Consider the following 19,254-nt stretch of genomic DNA (forward strand, 5'->3'; position numbering starts at 1 on the left):
TTTCCTTACTCTTTGTTCTGCTTGTCGCTCGTTTCTTCCTTCAGCTGTGCCAGCATCTCCTTCAGCTTATCCGGCACCGGAAGGCCAATGACAGCCGCATTTTCGAGGCAGCTCAGACCTTCATTTGCCAAATAGAAAAACACAACAGCAGTCTGATAGCTGCGCCATTCTGAAGAATCTGCGTATCAATGATGTTGGCAATGCCAACCAGTACGAAGATACACACCTTCTTGGCAATACCCTTAAAGCCAACTTCAGAAGAAAGTTCATGCTTGATGGCTGCTGCCAACACCCCGGTGAAGTAGTCGCAGACCACAAACACCACCAGTGCATAAAGGAAGCCATCAAATCCGCCGAAGAACCAGCCCAGGAAACCACCCAGACCTGCGAACATCCACTCAATCTTATCGATCACATTCTGCATAATCTTGTCCTTTCCAGCCCTTTTGGGCATAAAAAACAGGCGGTATCTCTGCCGCCCTTACGAAAAAATACTCCTTCTATAATGAACACTGTTTCACAGCAAATAACAGACACTTTGCGTGAAAATCAGTGGAAATTTATTTTCCGAATGCACGGATTACAGATCCTACCACACATTCTCCGATTCTGGCGTAGCCTTCCGTACTGCAATGGAGCTGGTCGCCATTAAACGGATACGGCGAAGATCCCGTATATTTTTCCAGAATAATGCTGCCATTCCGCTTCTGATAATAGGACTGTCCGTTCACATACCGCTGTGGTACACTTCCAACCACCCTGCCGGATGCATCTAGCTGATATTTGGCATACTGCTCGTTCACAGCATTCTTCTGTGCGCCAAAGACACTCCAAGTCCTGCGGTTGATCCCACTCTCATGCCAGAGATCACAGACTGCCACATTATTTACCTGCGCCACAGCCTTGATCGTATCTGACAGTTTTTCCATTGTCTGGCCAGTTCCGGTCGGATATTCTTCGTATCCGTCTGCATCCACATACGGATATTTGCCCGCACAATGCGGCGTTGCCACCAGCACATGACAGAGCAGATTCCCGGCATCCTCCAGTTCTTCATAGATGCGGTTTAAAAGATACTGGATTCGACCACAGATAGTCTCCTTTTCCGGGTAGCAGTCTCCTACCGAACCGAGTACCGTTGCTCTTTCGTTGTAGGCCGGCAGCACAATGATCAGGCTGACACCTTCTACGTCAGCGGCCATCAGCGGCCGCAGGACACCATTCTTATCCGTTTCTGCATTGTACGTTCCATCCAGACCGTTGTCACCGTCCGTCATCCGAAGGATTCCGATACCGCCCTTTGCATGGGTAGCAACATTCATACCGAGCAATTCTTCCAGCTTCTTCTGCCATTTTCCAGCCGCCGTAATGCTGTCACCAATGACCAGAGCCTTCTTCCCTTTCCAGCTACCGGACAGTTCCGCATATCCGGCAGCAACAGCTTTCTCTGCGGTATCAGATGCCACTGCATGATCTGCCTTTTTCGCTGTCTCCGCTTTTTCAGCATGATCCGCTTTTACTGCCACTTCCGCTTTTTCTGTAAGAATGGCGTGTGTCGCATTCTTCACAGCGGAGGCACGTTCCGTTATGCTGCTGTGACTGAGTGCCTCAATCTCCTCATTGGAAAGCCCAGTCACGTTCAGCACCCACATGGTCACAACAAAGGAAGTGTAATTGGAACCCGTCAACTGCACCGCAAAATTCAGATTATCCTTTCCACCAGCATATTCGTAAACCAGATTCATTTGAAACGGAAGCGTTGCTTTGTTCAGTGTTCCACACGGCACACGTTTTGCCCAGTTTGGAATACCCGGTTCGATGATGCCAATGGATACCTCTCCCAGCTGTGTGTCATCCGTTTCTACAGATTCCACCCTGCCAAAGACAAGATACTTCCCGGCAGCCAGACCACTCAGCCGTACTCCGCCGAACACGCCCCAGTCTTCGTTGCGGGTCACGGCAGCCTTTGCCCACGCATACATTGTGTCCTTTTCCTGAAACTTGCTGGAGAAAGGAATCATTTCAGAAAAGACAGGGCATCCATATGCTACATTGCCCAGCATTTCCCGTGTCTGGTCTGAAATGCCGGTTCTGTCTGCATACGGAACGCTCATGACTTTTCCGGCAATGCCCCATGTGTCATAATACTGAAGGATGCTGTCCTCAACCGGACTGCTGCTGATCAGTGACAGAACTTTCTGCAGTTCATCATCACTCTGTCCCGTCACATCCAGTAGGACACATCTGCCGTCACACTCCACTACAGCATCATTCCTTGCAACACACGGAGAAATATCCAGCCTGTATGCATTCTCCAGAATCTCTCCGAAAAATACCACATAGATTTCATTTCCGTGAGCAACTCTTACCACCTTCGTCACATGAGTATTCAGATTTGCACCTTTGGAATCATACTGGTAGCAGCTCACACCGGCACAGGAGCCGGAAATTTCCCGGATCTTGGAGATGAACAGATATTTTCGGAATTTGCCCATCAGCATATTGGTAAAGCGATGGTAGAACTGACCGTAATCCGTAGTTCCCGTGATCCGGTAATCCAGAAATTCTCCTGCTTCACATTTAGCCCCCAGCAGAGCCGGCATCGCAGCCTTTGGGAACACCTCACCCAGATTACCATTGGAACCGGCAAGTGCCAGCTTTGCTCCGGTGATCCCATTCTCCACAGCCAGACTGTACTGCCCACGGATTGCTTCACCAGCGGACGGATACACCGTTCCATCCTGCCCAACCCGGACATCAACCAGTTCCGCCGCATAATCTGCCTTAACGTCTGTAGAAGCTGTCACGTTTGCATCCAGCCGCTTGTTCATCTGTTCCACAGCTGTGTTCATGGCATCTTCTGTTTTCTGCATGGCAGACTGTGCATCGGATACTTTGGTGTTTACCCGGCTCTCTGCTTCCGATACTTCTTTGCTCATGGATGCTTTCGTTTCCGAAAGATCCTTGTGCATTCCTTCCACATCTTCTGCAACATCCGTTTCCAGTCTGTACATCTGGGCGTTGAAATGACTGCACAGGCTCCAATAATCCGTATCGGACAGCACTGTACCTGCAGGGACTGGCTTTCTGGAAATATAACCATCCCCACTTTCCGCGTCCAGAACGATTGTCAGTTCCTCATATTCCTTTTTCTGATTCCATACGCCATCGTGTTTCGGAATGATCCGCTTACCCTTAAAAGTTCCCATAAAAAATCTCCTTCCTGCCGGTGTTTATCCGGCTGTCCTCATAACAGTTTCGGATAGTCACCCGGTCAGGGAGGAGTTCTTTTCTTATGGCGGTCAGGTTTTACCCCCCCTCGAACATTTTTTCGATATACCGCTTTTTCTTCATTTTAGTGTCCTTTCTCTTACTGTTCCAAAATTCCAAGTTCGATCATCTTCTTATACAGCATAGTTCCGATGACCGTCTTGGTTGCAGCTGTGTAATGAACGGAATCTGCCAACAGTGTCTGCGGAACCTGTCCCTGTTTGATACGCTCGATGTCCGCATCCGTGGGATCAAGGCCTGCATCGTCCAGACCATAGCAGCTGATGACCGTCTTGCCATCCGTGTCATACACCGGATGCGCCAGATACTCTCTGAGACTGACGAAACGTCTGCCAAACGCCTGCTTCATCTGCTTTTCATATTCTGCACGCTGGCTTTCCGTTCCAGACGAAAGGCCCAGCACCAGATATTCCTTTCCCTTGAAGTGCTAATCATCTGCTGATGCATCCGGATCAGGTCTGTAAGGTCTGCATATCCTCCGTTCTGGCCTATGAAAAGGATCATCACCTCGGAAGCCTGATTGTGCAGCCGGTCAAATGCAGTACGGACCGCAGTCGGACGCTTGATTGTGACAGCTTCACCAGCGACAGAACGTGTAAACGTCCAGATGCCGTTGGTATCTGCATAGTTTGTGCCAGTCCAGCGGAGTGTGCCTTCTACCTCGCCAATCTTGACCGGATTGACGTGAGCTCCACCCTGCAAAAGCGGTGTTACCTTGTAGCCTTCTTCTGTCAGGATACCGGAATCCGTTTTTCGCACAGCAAGCGTCACTGGCTCACAAGCAGCCGGAATGGTAATGTTGTTGACCAGCATCACATCGGCTCCCTGACGGGCAGCAATCGTTCTGGCATTCTCGCCACCGGTACCGCCGTTGTAGACCGGAATCCCGGACAGCTTCTGAAGAGTGGACGTCCATCCACCTCCTGCGGTAAGAGAATCGCCCCAACAGACAATACCCGTCAGCACAGTCGCTTCTCCAGATTTTTTATTCGTGCTTCCTGCCCATTCAGTCTTTCTTCTGCCTTCTCCGCACCGGATTTCAGCTGTTCCAACGAAGCATCCACCTCTGCAAAGCGTTCTTTCAGCTTTCCGTGGTTCACATAGGAACACCAGTAGGTGTATTTACTCTGGAAGAAGGTTGCCATATCTTCATTGGAAAAACTGTCATCCGCAAAAGCATAATCCTGCCAGTACCATTTCGGAGTCCATACAACAGGCTCCTCTCCGGAATACTTCCGGGTGTTCCAGATGCCAAACCAGCTGGCACTGAATGTTCCTGCTTCTTTCTGTACTCGGATTACTTCCAGTATTTCCTGCGTAAAAGCAAACCGCCAGACATACATCTTTCGTTTTCCGTAAATGGTACGCTTCAGCACTGGTGAAACATTGATTGGATTCGTGAACTTACCATCCAGATAATAAGCAATCAACAGCCGGTTATCATACGCACCACCCTGAACACCTTCCGGACAGTTCTCGAATTCCTCGACCTCACAGAGATAACAATACTGATAGCCTTCTTCAAACTTCCGGAGCATCTCGTCAAAGGACATCATGCCGCTCAGCTGCTTGGCATATCCCTGGTTATGCGGCTGATCGGATTCTTTGCTCAGACCGATGCTGAACTCGACCACCTGGTCAAAACCTGTACCGCTGATCTTTGCACTTGCCCGGTTGCCGGTACTCTGGAATCCAAAACGGTAGGCATATGGATACTTCTCCGGGTACGCCAGCGTATCCAGCCCAAACGAATAACGCACTCCCGGATGATTCAGCAGTTCCTCCGCCGGGACGAGGAAGAAGTTATCTGCAATGACCGCACTCCCTGCGCTTCCGGCATACCCGGCTTCCTCTGCACTCTCAGCCTCCTTTGCATGGGTAGCACTTCCGGCTTCGTTAGCAAATGTCGCTGTTTCTGCATGGTCTGCACGGCTTATAAACCGTGACCGGGCAATGAAGGACTGCTGGTTTACAATAGAGGTTGTCAACTGGATCTGTCCCAGATTTTCTACGATTTTGTCATTCAGAAAACTGCCTGCGAAAACGATATACAGCGGTTTCCCCAGTGCAATGACTTTTTCCACCATCTCCTGTTCCAGAGGGTAAAATATCCGGGAACCGACCGTAACGGATGTGGTAATGATCGGGGTGACCGTGGATGCCCAGCTTCCAATACTGTTGACATAAAAGCGAACTTTCACTTCTGCCCCTTCAAGCTCCTTGTTTCCTTCCGGTCCGATGCCCTCCAGAGTCAGTTCCAAATACAGCCGGTCCAGCCGTTTCAGCTTCATCATCTGTTCATAGGAAATGCAGTAAGCAAAATGCAGAGATGACCATTGGGGCTTTTCATACTGTGTCACATAGGCAGCATGGTCAAACTTGAATACCACATTCTGACCATCCACCTCTGCTCCCGTCACACCTTTTGACAATGCGCCATTTGTGTTGTCCTCGGCCCAAAATAATAAGATACCGGCAGCCTTGGTGCTGCCATTGCATCGATCAGTTTCAAACGCTCAGCCAGGCTGTCATATTCCACACCTGCAGAGTCTGTATGACAGTCCGTCACCTCTTTCAGGATTGCCTCGTGCGCCCGCAAAAGCTGTGGTAGGGATGCCTCTCCGGCTCTGGCATTGATGATTTCCTGCTCCAGAATCCGCAGACAGTCATGCTCAGAAACATATTTCCATCCAAGATCTTTGACAGCTGTTGTTTCATACGCATACACATAAAACTCACTGTCCTGTGCAGCAGCTTTTTCCCTGCGGATACAGAAATAGAGTTTTCTGGATGCCGTGTACTTCGTCACAAACTCTTCCCAGCGGCTTTCGGAAAAATCCAGATCAAACGCTGCCAGATAGCCGTTTTCCTCATTCAGCTTTACTGCACTGAGGGGCACACAGCCAACTTTTCCATTATCACTGCCCCATGCATTCGGGGAGTTCGTAATGATAGCCTGTCCTTCATACGGCACCTGATTACTCAGAATAACGATCCGGAACGACTTTTCTTTGCACTCTTCATAGGAACCGAAGAAACCAAGAAAGGTTCCCGTGTAACCAGAAACATGATGAACCAGGCAGCGGACAGCTGCACCTTCCATACTATTCTGAACAGTATTCTCATTCCGGTATGCAGTTCCCATTTCTACCGGAACGATTTTTCGTAGCAGGCCTGCTGTAATACTGCGCATGGCTTCCCCGGCACTCGGATAGGTAGTCCCTTCACTGTCCACTCTGGTATCCACCAGTTCTGCGGCATAGTCCGCCTTGCTGTCCGTGGATGCCGTCACATTTGCATCCAGACGTTTATTCATCTGGGCAACTGCCGCATCCATGCCATTCTGAGTACTCTGCATTGCTTTTGTCGCCGCGTTGACATTTGACGTTACACGATTCTCCGTTTCGGACAGTTCTTCCGCCATTTTCTGATGAGTCTGCGAAAGTTCCTCACTCATCGCAGACTTCGTATTGGCAAGGTCTGTGTGCATTCCTTCCACATCTTCTGCCACATCCGTTTCCAGACGGTGCATCTGGGCATTGAAATGGCTGCACCTTGCCCAGTAGTGCTCGTTTGTGAGTAGCGTACCGGCGGGAACATCATACCGGCTGATATAGCCATCCCCCGTTTCCGGGTCAAGAACGATCATCAGCGGTTCATAACTTCTCGCCTTGTCCCAGTCTCCCTCATGCCGGGGAATGACTCTCTTTCCAAGAAATTCTCCCATTGTATCTCCTTCCTGCCGGATCTCCGGCATCATTGTTCTTTTTCTTCTCCATACTGGATGACCAGTTGTGATTCTTCATCCAAAGAAAACACCAGACCCAGATCATCCCAGGACTGAAAATTCAGATAGCCGTTTCCGTCAATGGAGCTGTTGACCATCTTGTCATACACATCTGCTGCCACCTTTTCCATCGTACTGGAATAAGATCCTTTCATCAGCCCCAGTTCATCGTCCGACTCCATGACGAGATATCCATCCTCGGAAATATAGAAGCCCTGAATGCCAGACATCGTTGCATCCACGCACTGCTTATAAGTCAGCGTTGCGATCTTCCGGTTCGTGATCGCCGCCCGTGCCACATTCAACGTCAGGTTGAACATTCCCAGCACATCCCCCTCATCAGAAAGAAGGTAAATGTCGATGGGAAAACGACCATATACTTCCGTCATAAAAGAAGTGACGGTCAGGATGATCGTACCGGAATCCACAAACACAAGCTCCGGTCTGGATTCGCTGGAATACTGGAACACCGCTCCATCTGGCCTTGTACCCGAATAACTGACGATGGTACCTTCCTGCACAACATATTCCACCGAATTCTGATATAGTCGGCATCTGACTTTTCGTGCCTGATTGTCAAACTGTTTGACTGGGATCTGGACAGGGATCAGATTTTCCGTGAAAGACAGTTCAATCTCCTGAAAGATCCGGACTGGTTTCACTGTTGTTACTGCCGTCTCCTGTGCTTCCTGTGTCTGTATTTCCACTATTTGTTTCCTCCTTACTGCCATCGCTTTCGCCTCCTCCCTGCCCGGTGTTGTCCGGTTCTTCTGGCTCTACTGGTTTCTCTGGTTCTTTTGGGTCTTCTGGCTCATATCCAACAGTTCGCCAGTTTTCTCCATCCCACAGTTTCAGCCGCAGATTCTTCTTATCGACCCACAATGCATCGTTCCCCGGCTCCTCTGGTGCGGTTTCCGATACTGGGATACTCGGCTGATACTTTTTATCCAGTTCTTTTTCGACATCTTCCGACAACTTCTTTGCCACGCTGTATCTCTCATCCAATTCCTTTTGCAGTGCTTCCGAAAGTGTCGTGACATTTCCATACCGGCTGTCCAATTCCTCAGCCAGTTCTTTGGATAACTTCTTTGCAGTTTCATACCGCTGATCCAGCTGCTCTTGGAGTTCGGAAGAAAGCGCTGTTGCCGTCTTATACCGATCATCCAGTTCTTTCAGCAATTCCTCGGAAAGCTCCGTAGCTTTCTTGTAGCGGTCATCCAGTTCCTTGAGGGTCTGTTCCAGCAGGATTGCTGTCTTGACTGCGGTGTCATCCGACTCCCAACCATAACCCCACGTCTTACCGCCATCCGTGGATACAAACAACCCGGCAGAGCTGTTCTTCCATGCGACCGTTGACTGTTTCAAGGCTGCAGCATTGAATGCATACCGGACCGTATTGCCTTTGCTGTCCGTCTCATTCTTATAATGAAGGCCAAACAGTGCGGCAAAAAGCGCACCGTCATAAATGATGGATGCTGTGATTCCACCGACCTGCTCCCCCACTGCTGTCTCCGCACGGACCGCTGTATCGTAGGCAATCGTTGCTGTATTCCGGATGCTGTTGAGTGAACCAGTCAGGGAGGAATTCCGGCTGCTAACCGTGGAGTTTGAAAGCGTGATGCTGTTATAGCGTTCCAGCAGCGTGTCATACTCGGTTTCGGTGACTTTGGAACTGACTTCGATTCCCAGCTTTGAGATAAACACATGGACCGTATCGCAAAGGGAAACACGCTCTGCTTCCACAATGTCCTCATACCCCGGCGTATTCCAGAGCTGCAAAAAGTCGATCTTGATATCGATCTCCGGCTCTGTTAAGTCCGTGGTGTCGATATAGTTCTGTGCGTATTCCCGAAGTGCCGCTTCACTCGGCTTTTCCTGAAAATTGCTGGTACAATCCAGCACGGTGATCTTCTGGTAGGGGATCGACCGTTTGCTTTGCAGCACCACCTTCTCCGGCAGTTCCATGACTGCCTGCGTTTCGTTGTCTACCCAGTACGGATGCACCCCTGTAATCGTGTTCTCGATGGACTTTTCCATCTTGAAATCCGTCAGGTTCTTACCGTAGATGATGTGGACGTTATGGTCGGCACCTCTGGCCTTATGGAACTTGACCGTATACCGGTCCCACTCGAACTCACCGCCAAAAACATCCAGAACTGACCCGGCCATACCTCCAAGGCAGTTTCGGAAGGAGGATGGAACTCCCAACGTAAAGGTTGCACTGGATTCCACATCCGCCCAGACATTAAACGGACAGTCAGAAGCCGCATGGCTTTTCAGCCCCCGCATTGCCCCGACACAGCCGGTCACTGAAAACGGCGATACCGTGATAAAGTTGAGCTGGTAGGAAATATGCCGTGCCTGCACTTCCAGCTTGCCATCAATCGGGGTTGTGATCTTGTAGATTCGGAACGGCTGAGACTGCATGGTATCGGATGGCTTGGCAAGGATGATATTCCCCTCCTCCAGCATCTCTGCATGGATACCTTCCGCCGGGCAGATGAGCTTCAGCTCATAGCTTCCGTTTCTCTTTTCCGTTACGGTACAGGACTGTGCATCTGCCAGCTTTCCGATGCCGTTATGGTCAAATTTCATTTCTCTGGAATCATATAAACATGGGATCACTGGCTGCACCTCCCTCTTACAGCGTCCACCAGCGAGGAGTCACCTCCACCGCCGTGATACCGCCTGTCCATGTGATCTGCGTCTTTCCCTCCGGCAGTTCCGGGAAGTCATCCGAAAGGATGGTCTCATTGCAAAAGCCGGAAGCGTTGTAAGCGTTGTGCGTCTCACAGTTGAGCAGCACGTAGTCCTTGATGCTGTGGATGGTGATTTTCTCCTCACCCACATACAGCTCACCACCCGAATCTCCGTAGACCTTGAAGATGGGCTGTGCCGGGAAAGCAAAAGGATTCTTTAAGGTCGACCTGCCATCCAGCCGGATCACCCTCTGCCCATCCATACTCCAGCGCTGGGGCTTACAATTGAAGGTCAGTTCCATCTCAGCGGCTTTCTGGGCTGTCACATCGAATTCCAGAGCATCCTTGCAGACTGCCATCCGGAAGAAATCCGGATCGTAGGTGTCCTGCAATTTCTGATACCCGATCGGAGATAACAGCCATGCCTTGACCGCCGCTGTCTTGGCTGGCAGACCGTTGAAGAAAAATGCCTTGTACTTGATATCCACGTTCTGGTATCTTCTTCTGCCTGCCTTCGCATTCTCGGAGAGGATGTCCCCATTCCTGCCGGGTACAGAGGTACTCTCCACATCCGCTGCCGGGGAATCATACACACCAGGACCAGACAAATATAAAAGGAAGTCTTTGCTGGACTTCCCGGCAAAGGACAGATACTGTCTGGCATATCTGCCTTTTAACTGAAACTGTGATACCGTCTGCTTTGGGGTGTTATAGCCCATACGCATCTACCTCCTTTACTTGAAGACCGAATCATCCTCGTGGATCATGCCGTTGATCTTATCGGCAACGGTCTGTGCCAGTTCGTCATCGTTCCGCACGTTATAGCCGTTGACTGTGATATACACACCGCCAAGGTTGGTCGTCCGGGTCGTACCGCCTCCGGCCAGAGCTGCCTGTGGGAAGTTCCATCCAGAGCCATCGAAGTGCGGCAGGGTCAGTTCCGGCAGGCTGAAAGAACTGATGCCCTCCATTCCCTGCTGTACCTTTGCTGCCATCGACTTGATCTGGCTGATCAGTCCACCCTCGCCTTTCTTGATGCCGCCAGTCAGCAGCTTCATGAAATCTGGCATATAGGTATCGGCATCAGACAAAGGACCCTCGTCCGGCACCGAGAAGTGCAGGAACGAGCGGATGCCCTTCGCCACACTTTTGACTGCGCTGCCGACCCAGCTCACGCCCTTTTTGATGCCTCCTGCGATACCGCCAACGATGTCCTTGCCCCAGCTGACTGCCGAGGAAGCCACGTTCTTGATACCGCCCCAAATGGACGAAGCCACGTTGCCAATAGCAGAAGCCGCATTGGAGATACCGTTCTTGATGGCCGACACACCCTTAGAGAACACCGACGTGACCTTGTTCCAGATATTTGTGACACCCTCACGGAAGCCATCACAGTTTTTCCAGAGTGCTCTCAACCCAAGGCCAATTCCACCTACCGCTGCCACTGCGATACCTGCGGGACCCGCCAAGCCAGCAAGTGCTGTGCCTGCGGATGCGAGGAAACCACCTGCGGAGCTTGCTACGCCTGCAAGGGCCGTACCCGCACCTGCCGCCAAACCAGATACGGTCGTACCGACAGAACCGAGCAGACCGGAAAGCGTTGTGCCGACTGTCCCGGCAATACCGCCCAGCGAAGAACCGATAGACGATACAATACCGGAAAGACTGCCGCCTAAACCGCCGATCTTCGACACTACACCGGAAAGCAGCCCGCCCAGATTCGACAGGATTCCCCCACCGCTGGAGCCAAGGCTTCCCAGCTTCGAGATGATGCCGGAGATTCCCTCTCCCAGACCACCCATTTTGGAAGTCAGCCCAGAGATCAGGTTGCCAAAGTTCGACACGATCTGACCGCCATCTGCACTGCCGATCTTCGACAGGAAACTGCCGATGTTTGACAGCAGACCGCCTCCGTTCTCTGTACCGAGGACGTTGCCAAGGTTCTGCATCGTGCTTCCAAGGTTTCCGATGGTGTTCTTCATGGAGCCGAGCTTGTCCACAAGACCGGTGACCGTATTGACCGTGTCACCGACTTTGCTGATGCCGCTTCCCAGGCTCTTTAGGAAATCCGAGTTGAGGGTATCGCCAAGGCTGCGGATCGCATTTCCAAGGGAACTGGTCTGAGAACTCAGCTCCCCAATGGAATCCTTCATATCCGTAAAGCCCTGCTTCACTTCATCGCTCATACTGCCGACTGCGGTTTTGGTGATGACCTGCAGGTCAGCCCAGAGCTGCTGGAACTGTGTTTTCAGCCCGGAAAGTCCGGAAATCAGCTGGGTCTGGATACCGCTTCCCACATCCCTTGCAGCACTACCGATACCACTCTGACTTCTCTTGATCGTAGTGGCAAAACTGCCGATCACAGAATCCATCCAGCCACCCAGAGAATCCACAGGAGTTGTGAGGTTGCTGCTCATAGACCCGGCAAGCCCCTGCACAGCCTTCACTACCGACTTGACATTTTTCTTAATGCCGGTCGCCAGCAGCTTCATGAAGTCGGGCATATAGGTATCTGCATCGGACAGAGGGCCTTCATCTGGCACGGAGAAATGCAGCAGGCTTCTGACCCTGCTTGCGACATTTTCTGCCGCTGCGATCACGGAACCGGCTGCTGCCCGGACACCTGCCGCCATCTGGGAACAGATATCTGCACCCCAGCGGTATGCCGAAGAAGCAATCGAACCGAGCGAGTTAAAGCTGCTCCTGATATTTGCAACACCTGAGGAAACCGTGCTGCGCAGGCTGGACATTGCCGAAGACACCGTGGACTTGATGCTATTGAAAGCAGAGGTCGTGGTAGATTTCAGTGTGTTCCAGCCGCTTGTGACCGTACTGCGAACTGCGGATACAGAGGAAGTTGTAAGAGACTTGATACTGTTCCACGCTGTCGTGATGACTGTTTTGATACCATTCCAGCTTGTGTTCGTCAGAGTTTTCACTGCGTTCCATGCGCTTGTCATGGACGATTTTACAGAAGCAGTCGCCGAAGTAGTCAGAGACTTGATTCCGTTCCATGCTGTGGTGATAACGCTCTTGATGCCGTTCCAGCTGGTCGTTGTCAGCGACTTCACGGCATTCCATGCACTGGTCATGGAAGATTTGACTGCCGCTGTTGCAGAGGTCACATTGGATTTCACCGCCGAGAAGCTGTTCTGGATACTGGACTTGATGGTATTCCATGTGCTGGCGGTACTGGTCGTAATGGAACTCCATGCAGATTTCATCGCGGCACTTACACCTGCCGTTCCGTTTCTTACCGTCTGGCTGATGGCCGCCCAGCTCTTACTGTATGCCTGCTCCACACCTCTCATGGAGTTGGTGATGGAGGTAGACAGCGTGGTGGACAGGTTTTCTGCCGCCGCAGTTACAAGGCTGGTGTTGGTCGTGATGCCGTTTGCCAGACCCTGCATAAAGTCCGGCATCCAGCTTTCCATATCAGCCAACGGGCCTTCGTCCGGCACGGAGAAGTGCAGGAAGGAACGGATACGGTCCGCCACTCCCGATACGGCATTTGCCACATCCTGAATCCTCGACTGGATACCGGACACAATGTTGCCGATCATGTCTGAACCCCACGAGAATGCCTGACCAGCCAGACCCTTGATAAAGGAAACCGCACTGTTAAAACCGTTCGTGATGGTGGTCTTAATACCGGAAATCGTAGAGGAAATCCCGGATTTCATCGAGTTAAAAGCTGTGGCCGCTGCACTCTTGATGCTGTTACTGAGGGACGATACCGTGGATTTCATAGCATTCCAGCCGGAAGAAACTACCGATTTGATGCCATCTACCACCCCGGAGATCTTGCTGCTGATGGCAGTCCAGATAGAAGAAACCGTGGACCGGATCGCAGAAAGGACAGTCGAAATGACCATCTTGATCGCATTCCATGCCGTACTCATCCGGGTCTGGATGCCAGTCAACAACGGAGACAGGAAGGATACAATCGCATTCCACACCGTTGTCACTGCTGTCTGGATCGCAGTCAGTACAGTAGAAACAGCTGTCTGGATCGCGGACCAAACCGTAGAGAAAGTCGTCTGCAACTCAGTCAGCAGCGGAGTCACAAAGGCGACGATGGCGTTCCAGATAGAAGTGATCTTCGTCTGGATTGCGGTCAGTGCTGCGCCGATCAGGATCTGAATCGCCTGCCAGATGGTCTCAAACAGATATTTGAACGCATCCAGCAGAGGCTTTATGGTGTTATAGATGCCATTCCACACCGAAGTGATCGTCGTGCTGATGGTGTTCATGACCGTAGAGATCGCGGTCGAGATCGCCGTCCACACAGTTGTCACCGTGGTATGGATCGTATTTATTACAGAAGAAACTGCTGTGGAAATAGCAGTCCAGATGGTACTGAAGGTCGTCTGGATACTCGTAAGAACAGTCGTAAAGAAGCTCGAAACTGCTGTAAATACAGTCGTTGCCACTGACTGGATAGCAGAAACTGTGTTTGAAAAGAAGCTGCTGATTCCACCCCACACGGTCTCGAAAAAGCTCTTGATACTGCCCCAGACAGTCTGCCAGTCTGTCCCGAACAGACCAAAGAACACATCCAGTGCGCTCTTTAATGCGGTAAGAGTCGTAGAGAATACAGACTTCACACCTTCCCAGATGCTGGAGAAGATTCCCTTTACCGCTTCCCATGCGCCGCTCCAGTTGCCGGAGAACACATTGGAAAAGACATCGAACAGACCCAGTAAGGTATCCAGAACGACACCGAGGATAGTCGAAATATTCTGGAATGCTCCCTCAAACAACGGTGCAAGCACTTGACAAAAGCCATCCCAGACTGCTTTCAGTACCTCGGTGACATCCTTAAAGTCGAAGCCCAGCCCGTTGATCCGCTGTGTCAGCTGGTCGCAGAAGCCTTTCACCTTGGAAACAATGTCGTTCCAGATGCCGGTAATGGCAGTACGGAACTCTTCATTGGTGTTCCAGAGATTCATGAATGCTGCCACCAGCGTACCGATGACCGCCACCACTGCTACGACCGGCCCGGATAGACCACCCAGAACCACACCCAGCTTGCTGAACACACCGCTGGCACTGCCCACATGGGTGATGAGAAGCCGGACACCCTTTGCAAGAGAACTGAACCCCCGCATCGCTGTGCCAACCGTTGATATGGTCTTGCCAAGCACAATGAGCAGCGGACCAATGGATGCTGCCAGTAGTCCGATCTTGATGATCGTTTCCCTAGTACTTTCATCCATACTGTTGAGCTTGTCCACGAACTGCTGCACGGCAGATACGATCTTACGGATGGTCGGCATCAGGATATCGCCAAAAGAAATAGCCAGCTCTTCCAACTGAGATTTCAGGATGGTGAGCTGACCATTTAAGTTGTCCTGCATGGTTTCTGCCATGCTCTCTGATGCGCCGTCACAGTTTTCAATGGCACCACGCAGTTTGTTGATGTCCGTTTCACTGGAATTCATCAGGCAAGGAAACCGGACATGGCATTCTTGCCGACCAGTGCTTCTGCATTGGCTGCTTTCTCAGATTCCGACAGCCCAGAAAATGCCACACGGCAATCCGCAAGGATATCGTTCAGGCTTCTCATGCTGCCATCCGCGTTGCTGGTCGCAATCGTGACCTCACCGATGTTCTTGCCCACAAAGGTCACTTCACCGGAAAGGTTGTTCATGATGGTACGAAGGGACGTACCTGCCTGCGAAGCCTTGATACCACTGTTTGCCATCAGACCGATGGCTTCTGCGGTATCCTCTGCCGAGAACCCCAGTGCACCGGCGATAGGTGCGCAGTACTTGAACGTCTCGCCCATCATGGAGACATTGGTATTCGCATTGGAAGAAGCGGCTGCAAGGATATCTGCAAAATGCCCGGAATCTGCCGCAGACAAGCCGAAAGCTGTGAGGGCATCCGTAACGATATCCGAAGTCGTGGCGAGGTCTTCACCGGATGCCGCCGCGAGGTTCATGATACCCTCGATGCCGTTCAGCATGTCAGAAGTCTTCCATCCGGCCATGGCCATGTATTCCATCGCCGAAGCAGCCTCGGATGCGGAGAACTTTGTCTTTGCACCCATCTCACGGGCTTTTGCACGAAGCTGGTCGAAGTCATCCCCAGTCGCACCGGAAATAGCAGAAACCTTGCTCATCTCGGAATCGAAGTCGGCTGCCGTCTTCACTGCGGCAGTGCCAAGACCCGTTACAGCGGCAGTCACCGGCAGGAACTTCTTGCCGACATTCTCCACAGAAGATCCGATGTTCTGAAGCTTTTCTCCGGCTTCATCGATCTTGGCAAGCGTCGCATTTGTAGTGGCCGCCTGGTCCTGTAAGGATCGCAGATTCTGTTCAGTCTCCACGATCTCACGCTGGAGGGCATCATACTGCTGCTGGGTGATCTCACCGTTGGCAAGCTGCTCATTGGCCTGCTGAGCCGCAGTCTTCAGCGTTGCCAGCTTTTCCTTGGTAGCTCAATGGCATCCTTCAGCATCTTCTGCTTCTGAACGACCAGTTCTGTATTGGAAGGGTCCAGTTTCAGGAGTTTGTTGACATCCTTCAGTCCGGACTGCGTCCCCTTGATTGACTTGTTTACACTTTCCAGTGCTTTGGAGAGCTTGGTGGTATCGCCGCCGATCTCAACGGTGATGCCCTGGATTCTGGATGCCATGTGGATGACCACCTCCTTTTGGGCATGAAAAAAGCCCGACTTGCTTTGTCACAAGTGGGGCAAAATTAAAATACGAAATGATAAACTTGAAATTTCTAGAGTAATTTCGCTTTAGCAATTTCACAAAAAGCCATTTTCTTGAAATTGCTAAGCAAAACAGGCCACGAATTTTCATTTTCCGATGATTTTCTACCTATTGGAGGTAATGTCCGAAAAATTGATATAAAAATACCCCTGTCAGATTTCTCCGACAAGGGTGTATTATCAGTTGTTATTCTTTTCTTTTTTTGCTTTGGCTGCTTTTAGGATATCCACAAGATTATCTCCGTTTAGAACATCCGGATAATCCTCCTGAAACTCCAACAAAATATCCTTATTCTGCATTTCATCTTCACGAATTTTCTCATACAGTGCCGAAAGATCCGGATTCTGGTAAACTGCCTCGATGAAAGTTCTCGATGATTCCGGTAAGTTCTCATACCCCTCATACAATTCATCAGCAGCTCGTTTGATGCTATCTAAACTAATTTCTTTTTTAGCATTCTTTTGCTCAATAAGAATTCCTACAACATCTGACAGATCATTTTTATACTGTCTGCCTGCCATTAACTTCATTACAACCAAATATTCTGCTGATACAGTCCGGATTCTTAAAACATTTGAGAATGTCTTATAATACTGCGAATACTGGATCAATTTAGGCGTATAAGATGCTGTCTTCATGAAGTCTGTGTTTAACCATCCATTTGGAAGGCCCATCCGGTCTCCAACATGGTTAATGGCATCTTTCATAGAGGATGATGCCTGTATAATTGCATCCATATCGTATGTCATCTCACGAAAGCCATAATTGATGAGTACCGCTGCACCACCAATCAAAATAATTTCAGCGGGCATTCGTGATCCATTCATTTTCCTAAATTCTTTTGATAATTCTTTCAGATACCCATCCAAATTATCTTTTGTAAATGGTACTTCAGACAAGGTTTCTTACCTCGCTTTCTACAATATTAAACCTCATAAACTCAGGAATTGCCCTTTTTCTTGCCTCTATTTTACAGTCTCACTATGCATAACCGCAGCCTGAATCAGCACACTTGAAGGATACACCACCTGTGCCAATTTATGTCTACGGATATCGTTATAATTCGTACACATAGGAAGGTCATTAATCTTCGACAAATAATCAATCATTCCCAGCAAGTACAAAGATTCTGGATACCACATTTTTTTATAAAGGCTTCGGATTGTATCATTTTCCAAAGTATTAATAATAAAATCAATATCACCCATATCCTTTACATGATGGCAAGTGTTGCTTTTGAACGTTTCAAAAGAACTACGGTATTCTGCATTTTGTGCCATTTCCTGCTCATCTGCTTCCAATAAAGCATCAACTGTAACATTCAATGCTTTTGCTATTTTATATAGTGTTCCAGCTGAACATTTTTCCATTGAAGTTTTTCCACTGCAAATGTCCGATATTGTGGCTTGTGCAACACCACTTGTTTTACTCAACTTATACCGACTCATTTTGGCTTCCCTAAGAAGTTCATCAATAATCATGTATCATCAACTCCTTTCTCTTATATTATATCGGCACACCGAAGTATAGTCAAGGATATTTTACAAAAGAACTTCCATATATCTGCGGATCACATTATCAACCCGAAATAGCTTTGCATACTCCATGAGTCGATTCAGGTCCTTGTCTCGTCTGGAAACATATGTCTTCAGAATGGAATTGAAATCCTGTGCTTCAATACTGCTCCGGCTTCTCATCAGGTCACAAATCGTCCGTTCCAGGTCATACATCGGAATCATATTCCCGTCATTGTCTTTCACAATGATCTTTCCGACATCCAGTAATTCTCGTTTTACCGTATATACTTTACAACTTCCATCCGCTGTAAGCCGATGCGCATTGTAACCGCTGTATATGGTAAGTGTGTGGACAAACGGTTCTCTGTCTGTCAGGCCATGATAATAAAAAGCCTCGTCATGTGAAAAAACAACATTTGCACATCTTTTATGAAGCACATACAGTTCATCTACCCAATCCGATCCCGTTGAATAAACGCCCCGGCTGACCGACTCCAATCCGTTCTCTCGGACATATTTGTAAAACTTAAATTTTGAAATTCCAGATTCTTCCGCAATTTTCGGTGTAATATAATCATAATTTTGAACCAATCTTGTCATCTCATCCACAGAATCACCATCCTTCCGTGCTTATATTGTAATCGAAATAAGCACGGAAGTCGAGCTTTATTCTGTTAAAAGACATCCATGTCATGTTGAGATGCCAGCTCTTTGTACGGATAGTCGTCGTTCTGCCGCTCTGTGAACATATCATTGACCAACCCGATGGTCAGCAGGTCGAGGTCGGCGATGCTGATACCGAGCTGTACACAGCGCAGCAGAAAGAGCGGGGTGGTCATTTCCCGCTCACTTTTGCGAGGTTTTTTCTGGATTCCACCTCGGTCTGCACATTCAGACCCCACAGTTCGATCAGCTGGGGCAGGATCTGATAAATGGAGAAGGTGTTGAACTGGTCCAGGAACTCCTCCGGGCTGTCCGGCACCTTTGCCGGGTCTGCATGACGGGCCATCAGCCATGCCAGGTCCTCGAACATTTCCAGACTGAACAGGTCGAGGTTGGAATTATCCTCGTCGTTCTCTCCTACGCTCTTTTCCAGCTGGCGCAGATCCTTGTAGATGTCGCGGCCGAACTTTATCCGGTACAGGCGAGGCACAGCGGCACTTGCCTTAAAGGTTACTTCCTTGCCATCGATCTCGATTTTCTTTGTAACTGCCATAATCGTAATCCTCCAAA

16 protein-coding genes and 1 pseudogene are annotated in these 19,254 nt (G+C 49.9%); all 17 read right to left on the reverse strand.

The features are described from left to right. Positions 1–5 precede the first annotated feature (5 nt). Positions 6–424 (reverse strand): annotated as a pseudogene (locus DW904_RS04530) (phage holin family protein). Positions 425–560: 136 nt separating this feature from the next. Next, the gene (locus tag DW904_RS04535) at positions 561–3,209 is read right to left on the reverse strand and encodes a hypothetical protein (RefSeq protein ID WP_118578271.1); all 2,649 of its coding nucleotides are present in this window, start codon (positions 3,207–3,209) and stop codon (positions 561–563) included. 161 nt (positions 3,210–3,370) lie between these two features. Beyond that, the gene (locus DW904_RS04540; RefSeq protein WP_118578272.1) at positions 3,371–3,640 is read right to left on the reverse strand and encodes a hypothetical protein; all 270 of its coding nucleotides are present in this window, start codon (positions 3,638–3,640) and stop codon (positions 3,371–3,373) included. Then, complete coding sequence (locus tag DW904_RS04545; RefSeq protein WP_118578273.1) at positions 3,637–4,257, reverse strand: hypothetical protein; 621 nt, start codon at positions 4,255–4,257, stop codon at positions 3,637–3,639. The genes DW904_RS04540 and DW904_RS04545 overlap by 4 nt, the downstream gene beginning before the upstream one ends. After that, positions 4,251–5,696 (reverse strand): hypothetical protein, encoded by a 1,446-nt coding sequence (locus tag DW904_RS04550; RefSeq protein WP_147422295.1) that lies wholly within the window; start codon positions 5,694–5,696, stop codon positions 4,251–4,253. Before DW904_RS04550 ends, DW904_RS04545 begins: the two co-directional genes overlap by 7 nt. An 11-nt stretch (positions 5,697–5,707) precedes the next feature. Continuing rightward, the gene (locus DW904_RS04555; protein WP_118578275.1) at positions 5,708–7,051 is read right to left on the reverse strand and encodes a hypothetical protein; all 1,344 of its coding nucleotides are present in this window, start codon (positions 7,049–7,051) and stop codon (positions 5,708–5,710) included. Continuing rightward, positions 7,048–7,785 carry a hypothetical protein gene (locus tag DW904_RS04560; RefSeq protein WP_118578276.1) on the reverse strand — a complete coding sequence of 246 codons (738 nt, stop codon included), beginning with the start codon at positions 7,783–7,785 and terminating at the stop codon, positions 7,048–7,050. The genes DW904_RS04555 and DW904_RS04560 overlap by 4 nt, the downstream gene beginning before the upstream one ends. Then, positions 7,709–9,703, reverse strand: coding sequence for a phage tail spike protein (locus tag DW904_RS04565; RefSeq protein ID WP_118578277.1), 1,995 nt, complete (start codon positions 9,701–9,703; stop codon positions 7,709–7,711). Before DW904_RS04565 ends, DW904_RS04560 begins: the two co-directional genes overlap by 77 nt. A gap of 16 nt (positions 9,704–9,719) precedes the next feature. Further along, positions 9,720–10,496: a hypothetical protein gene (locus DW904_RS04570; protein ID WP_118578278.1), complete on the reverse strand. Its 777-nt coding sequence runs from the start codon at positions 10,494–10,496 to the stop codon at positions 9,720–9,722. A gap of 15 nt (positions 10,497–10,511) precedes the next feature. Continuing rightward, positions 10,512–15,221, reverse strand: a complete 4,710-nt coding sequence (locus DW904_RS22735) for a phage tail tape measure protein (RefSeq protein ID WP_279254382.1) — start codon at positions 15,219–15,221, stop codon at positions 10,512–10,514. Then, positions 15,221–16,111: a phage tail tape measure protein gene (locus DW904_RS24465; RefSeq protein ID WP_279254383.1), complete on the reverse strand. Its 891-nt coding sequence runs from the start codon at positions 16,109–16,111 to the stop codon at positions 15,221–15,223. The genes DW904_RS22735 and DW904_RS24465 overlap by 1 nt, the downstream gene beginning before the upstream one ends. Before the next feature lie 83 nt (positions 16,112–16,194). Beyond that, complete coding sequence (locus DW904_RS23560; protein ID WP_243110297.1) at positions 16,195–16,419, reverse strand: hypothetical protein; 225 nt, start codon at positions 16,417–16,419, stop codon at positions 16,195–16,197. Positions 16,420–16,683: 264 nt separating this feature from the next. Next, positions 16,684–17,403, reverse strand: coding sequence for a DUF6036 family nucleotidyltransferase (locus DW904_RS04585; protein WP_118578279.1), 720 nt, complete (start codon positions 17,401–17,403; stop codon positions 16,684–16,686). 66 nt (positions 17,404–17,469) lie between these two features. Further along, positions 17,470–17,985 carry a helix-turn-helix transcriptional regulator gene (locus tag DW904_RS04590; protein WP_118578280.1) on the reverse strand — a complete coding sequence of 172 codons (516 nt, stop codon included), beginning with the start codon at positions 17,983–17,985 and terminating at the stop codon, positions 17,470–17,472. 60 nt (positions 17,986–18,045) lie between these two features. Next, entirely contained in the window at positions 18,046–18,621 is a 576-nt protein-coding gene (locus DW904_RS04595) for an abortive phage infection protein (protein WP_118578373.1), read from the reverse strand. Between the two features lie 74 nt (positions 18,622–18,695). Beyond that, positions 18,696–18,860, reverse strand: coding sequence for a hypothetical protein (locus tag DW904_RS22740; RefSeq protein ID WP_173702803.1), 165 nt, complete (start codon positions 18,858–18,860; stop codon positions 18,696–18,698). Further along, a complete protein-coding gene (locus DW904_RS04600; protein ID WP_118578281.1) occupies positions 18,857–19,237 on the reverse strand; it encodes a hypothetical protein in 381 nt (126 codons plus the stop codon). The genes DW904_RS22740 and DW904_RS04600 overlap by 4 nt, the downstream gene beginning before the upstream one ends. Between the last annotated feature and the right edge of the window lie 17 nt (positions 19,238–19,254).

It is taken from the genome of Ruminococcus sp. AM42-11, from assembly GCF_003480145.1.
GTDB classification, from domain to species: domain Bacteria; phylum Bacillota; class Clostridia; order Lachnospirales; family Lachnospiraceae; genus Blautia_A; species Blautia_A faecis.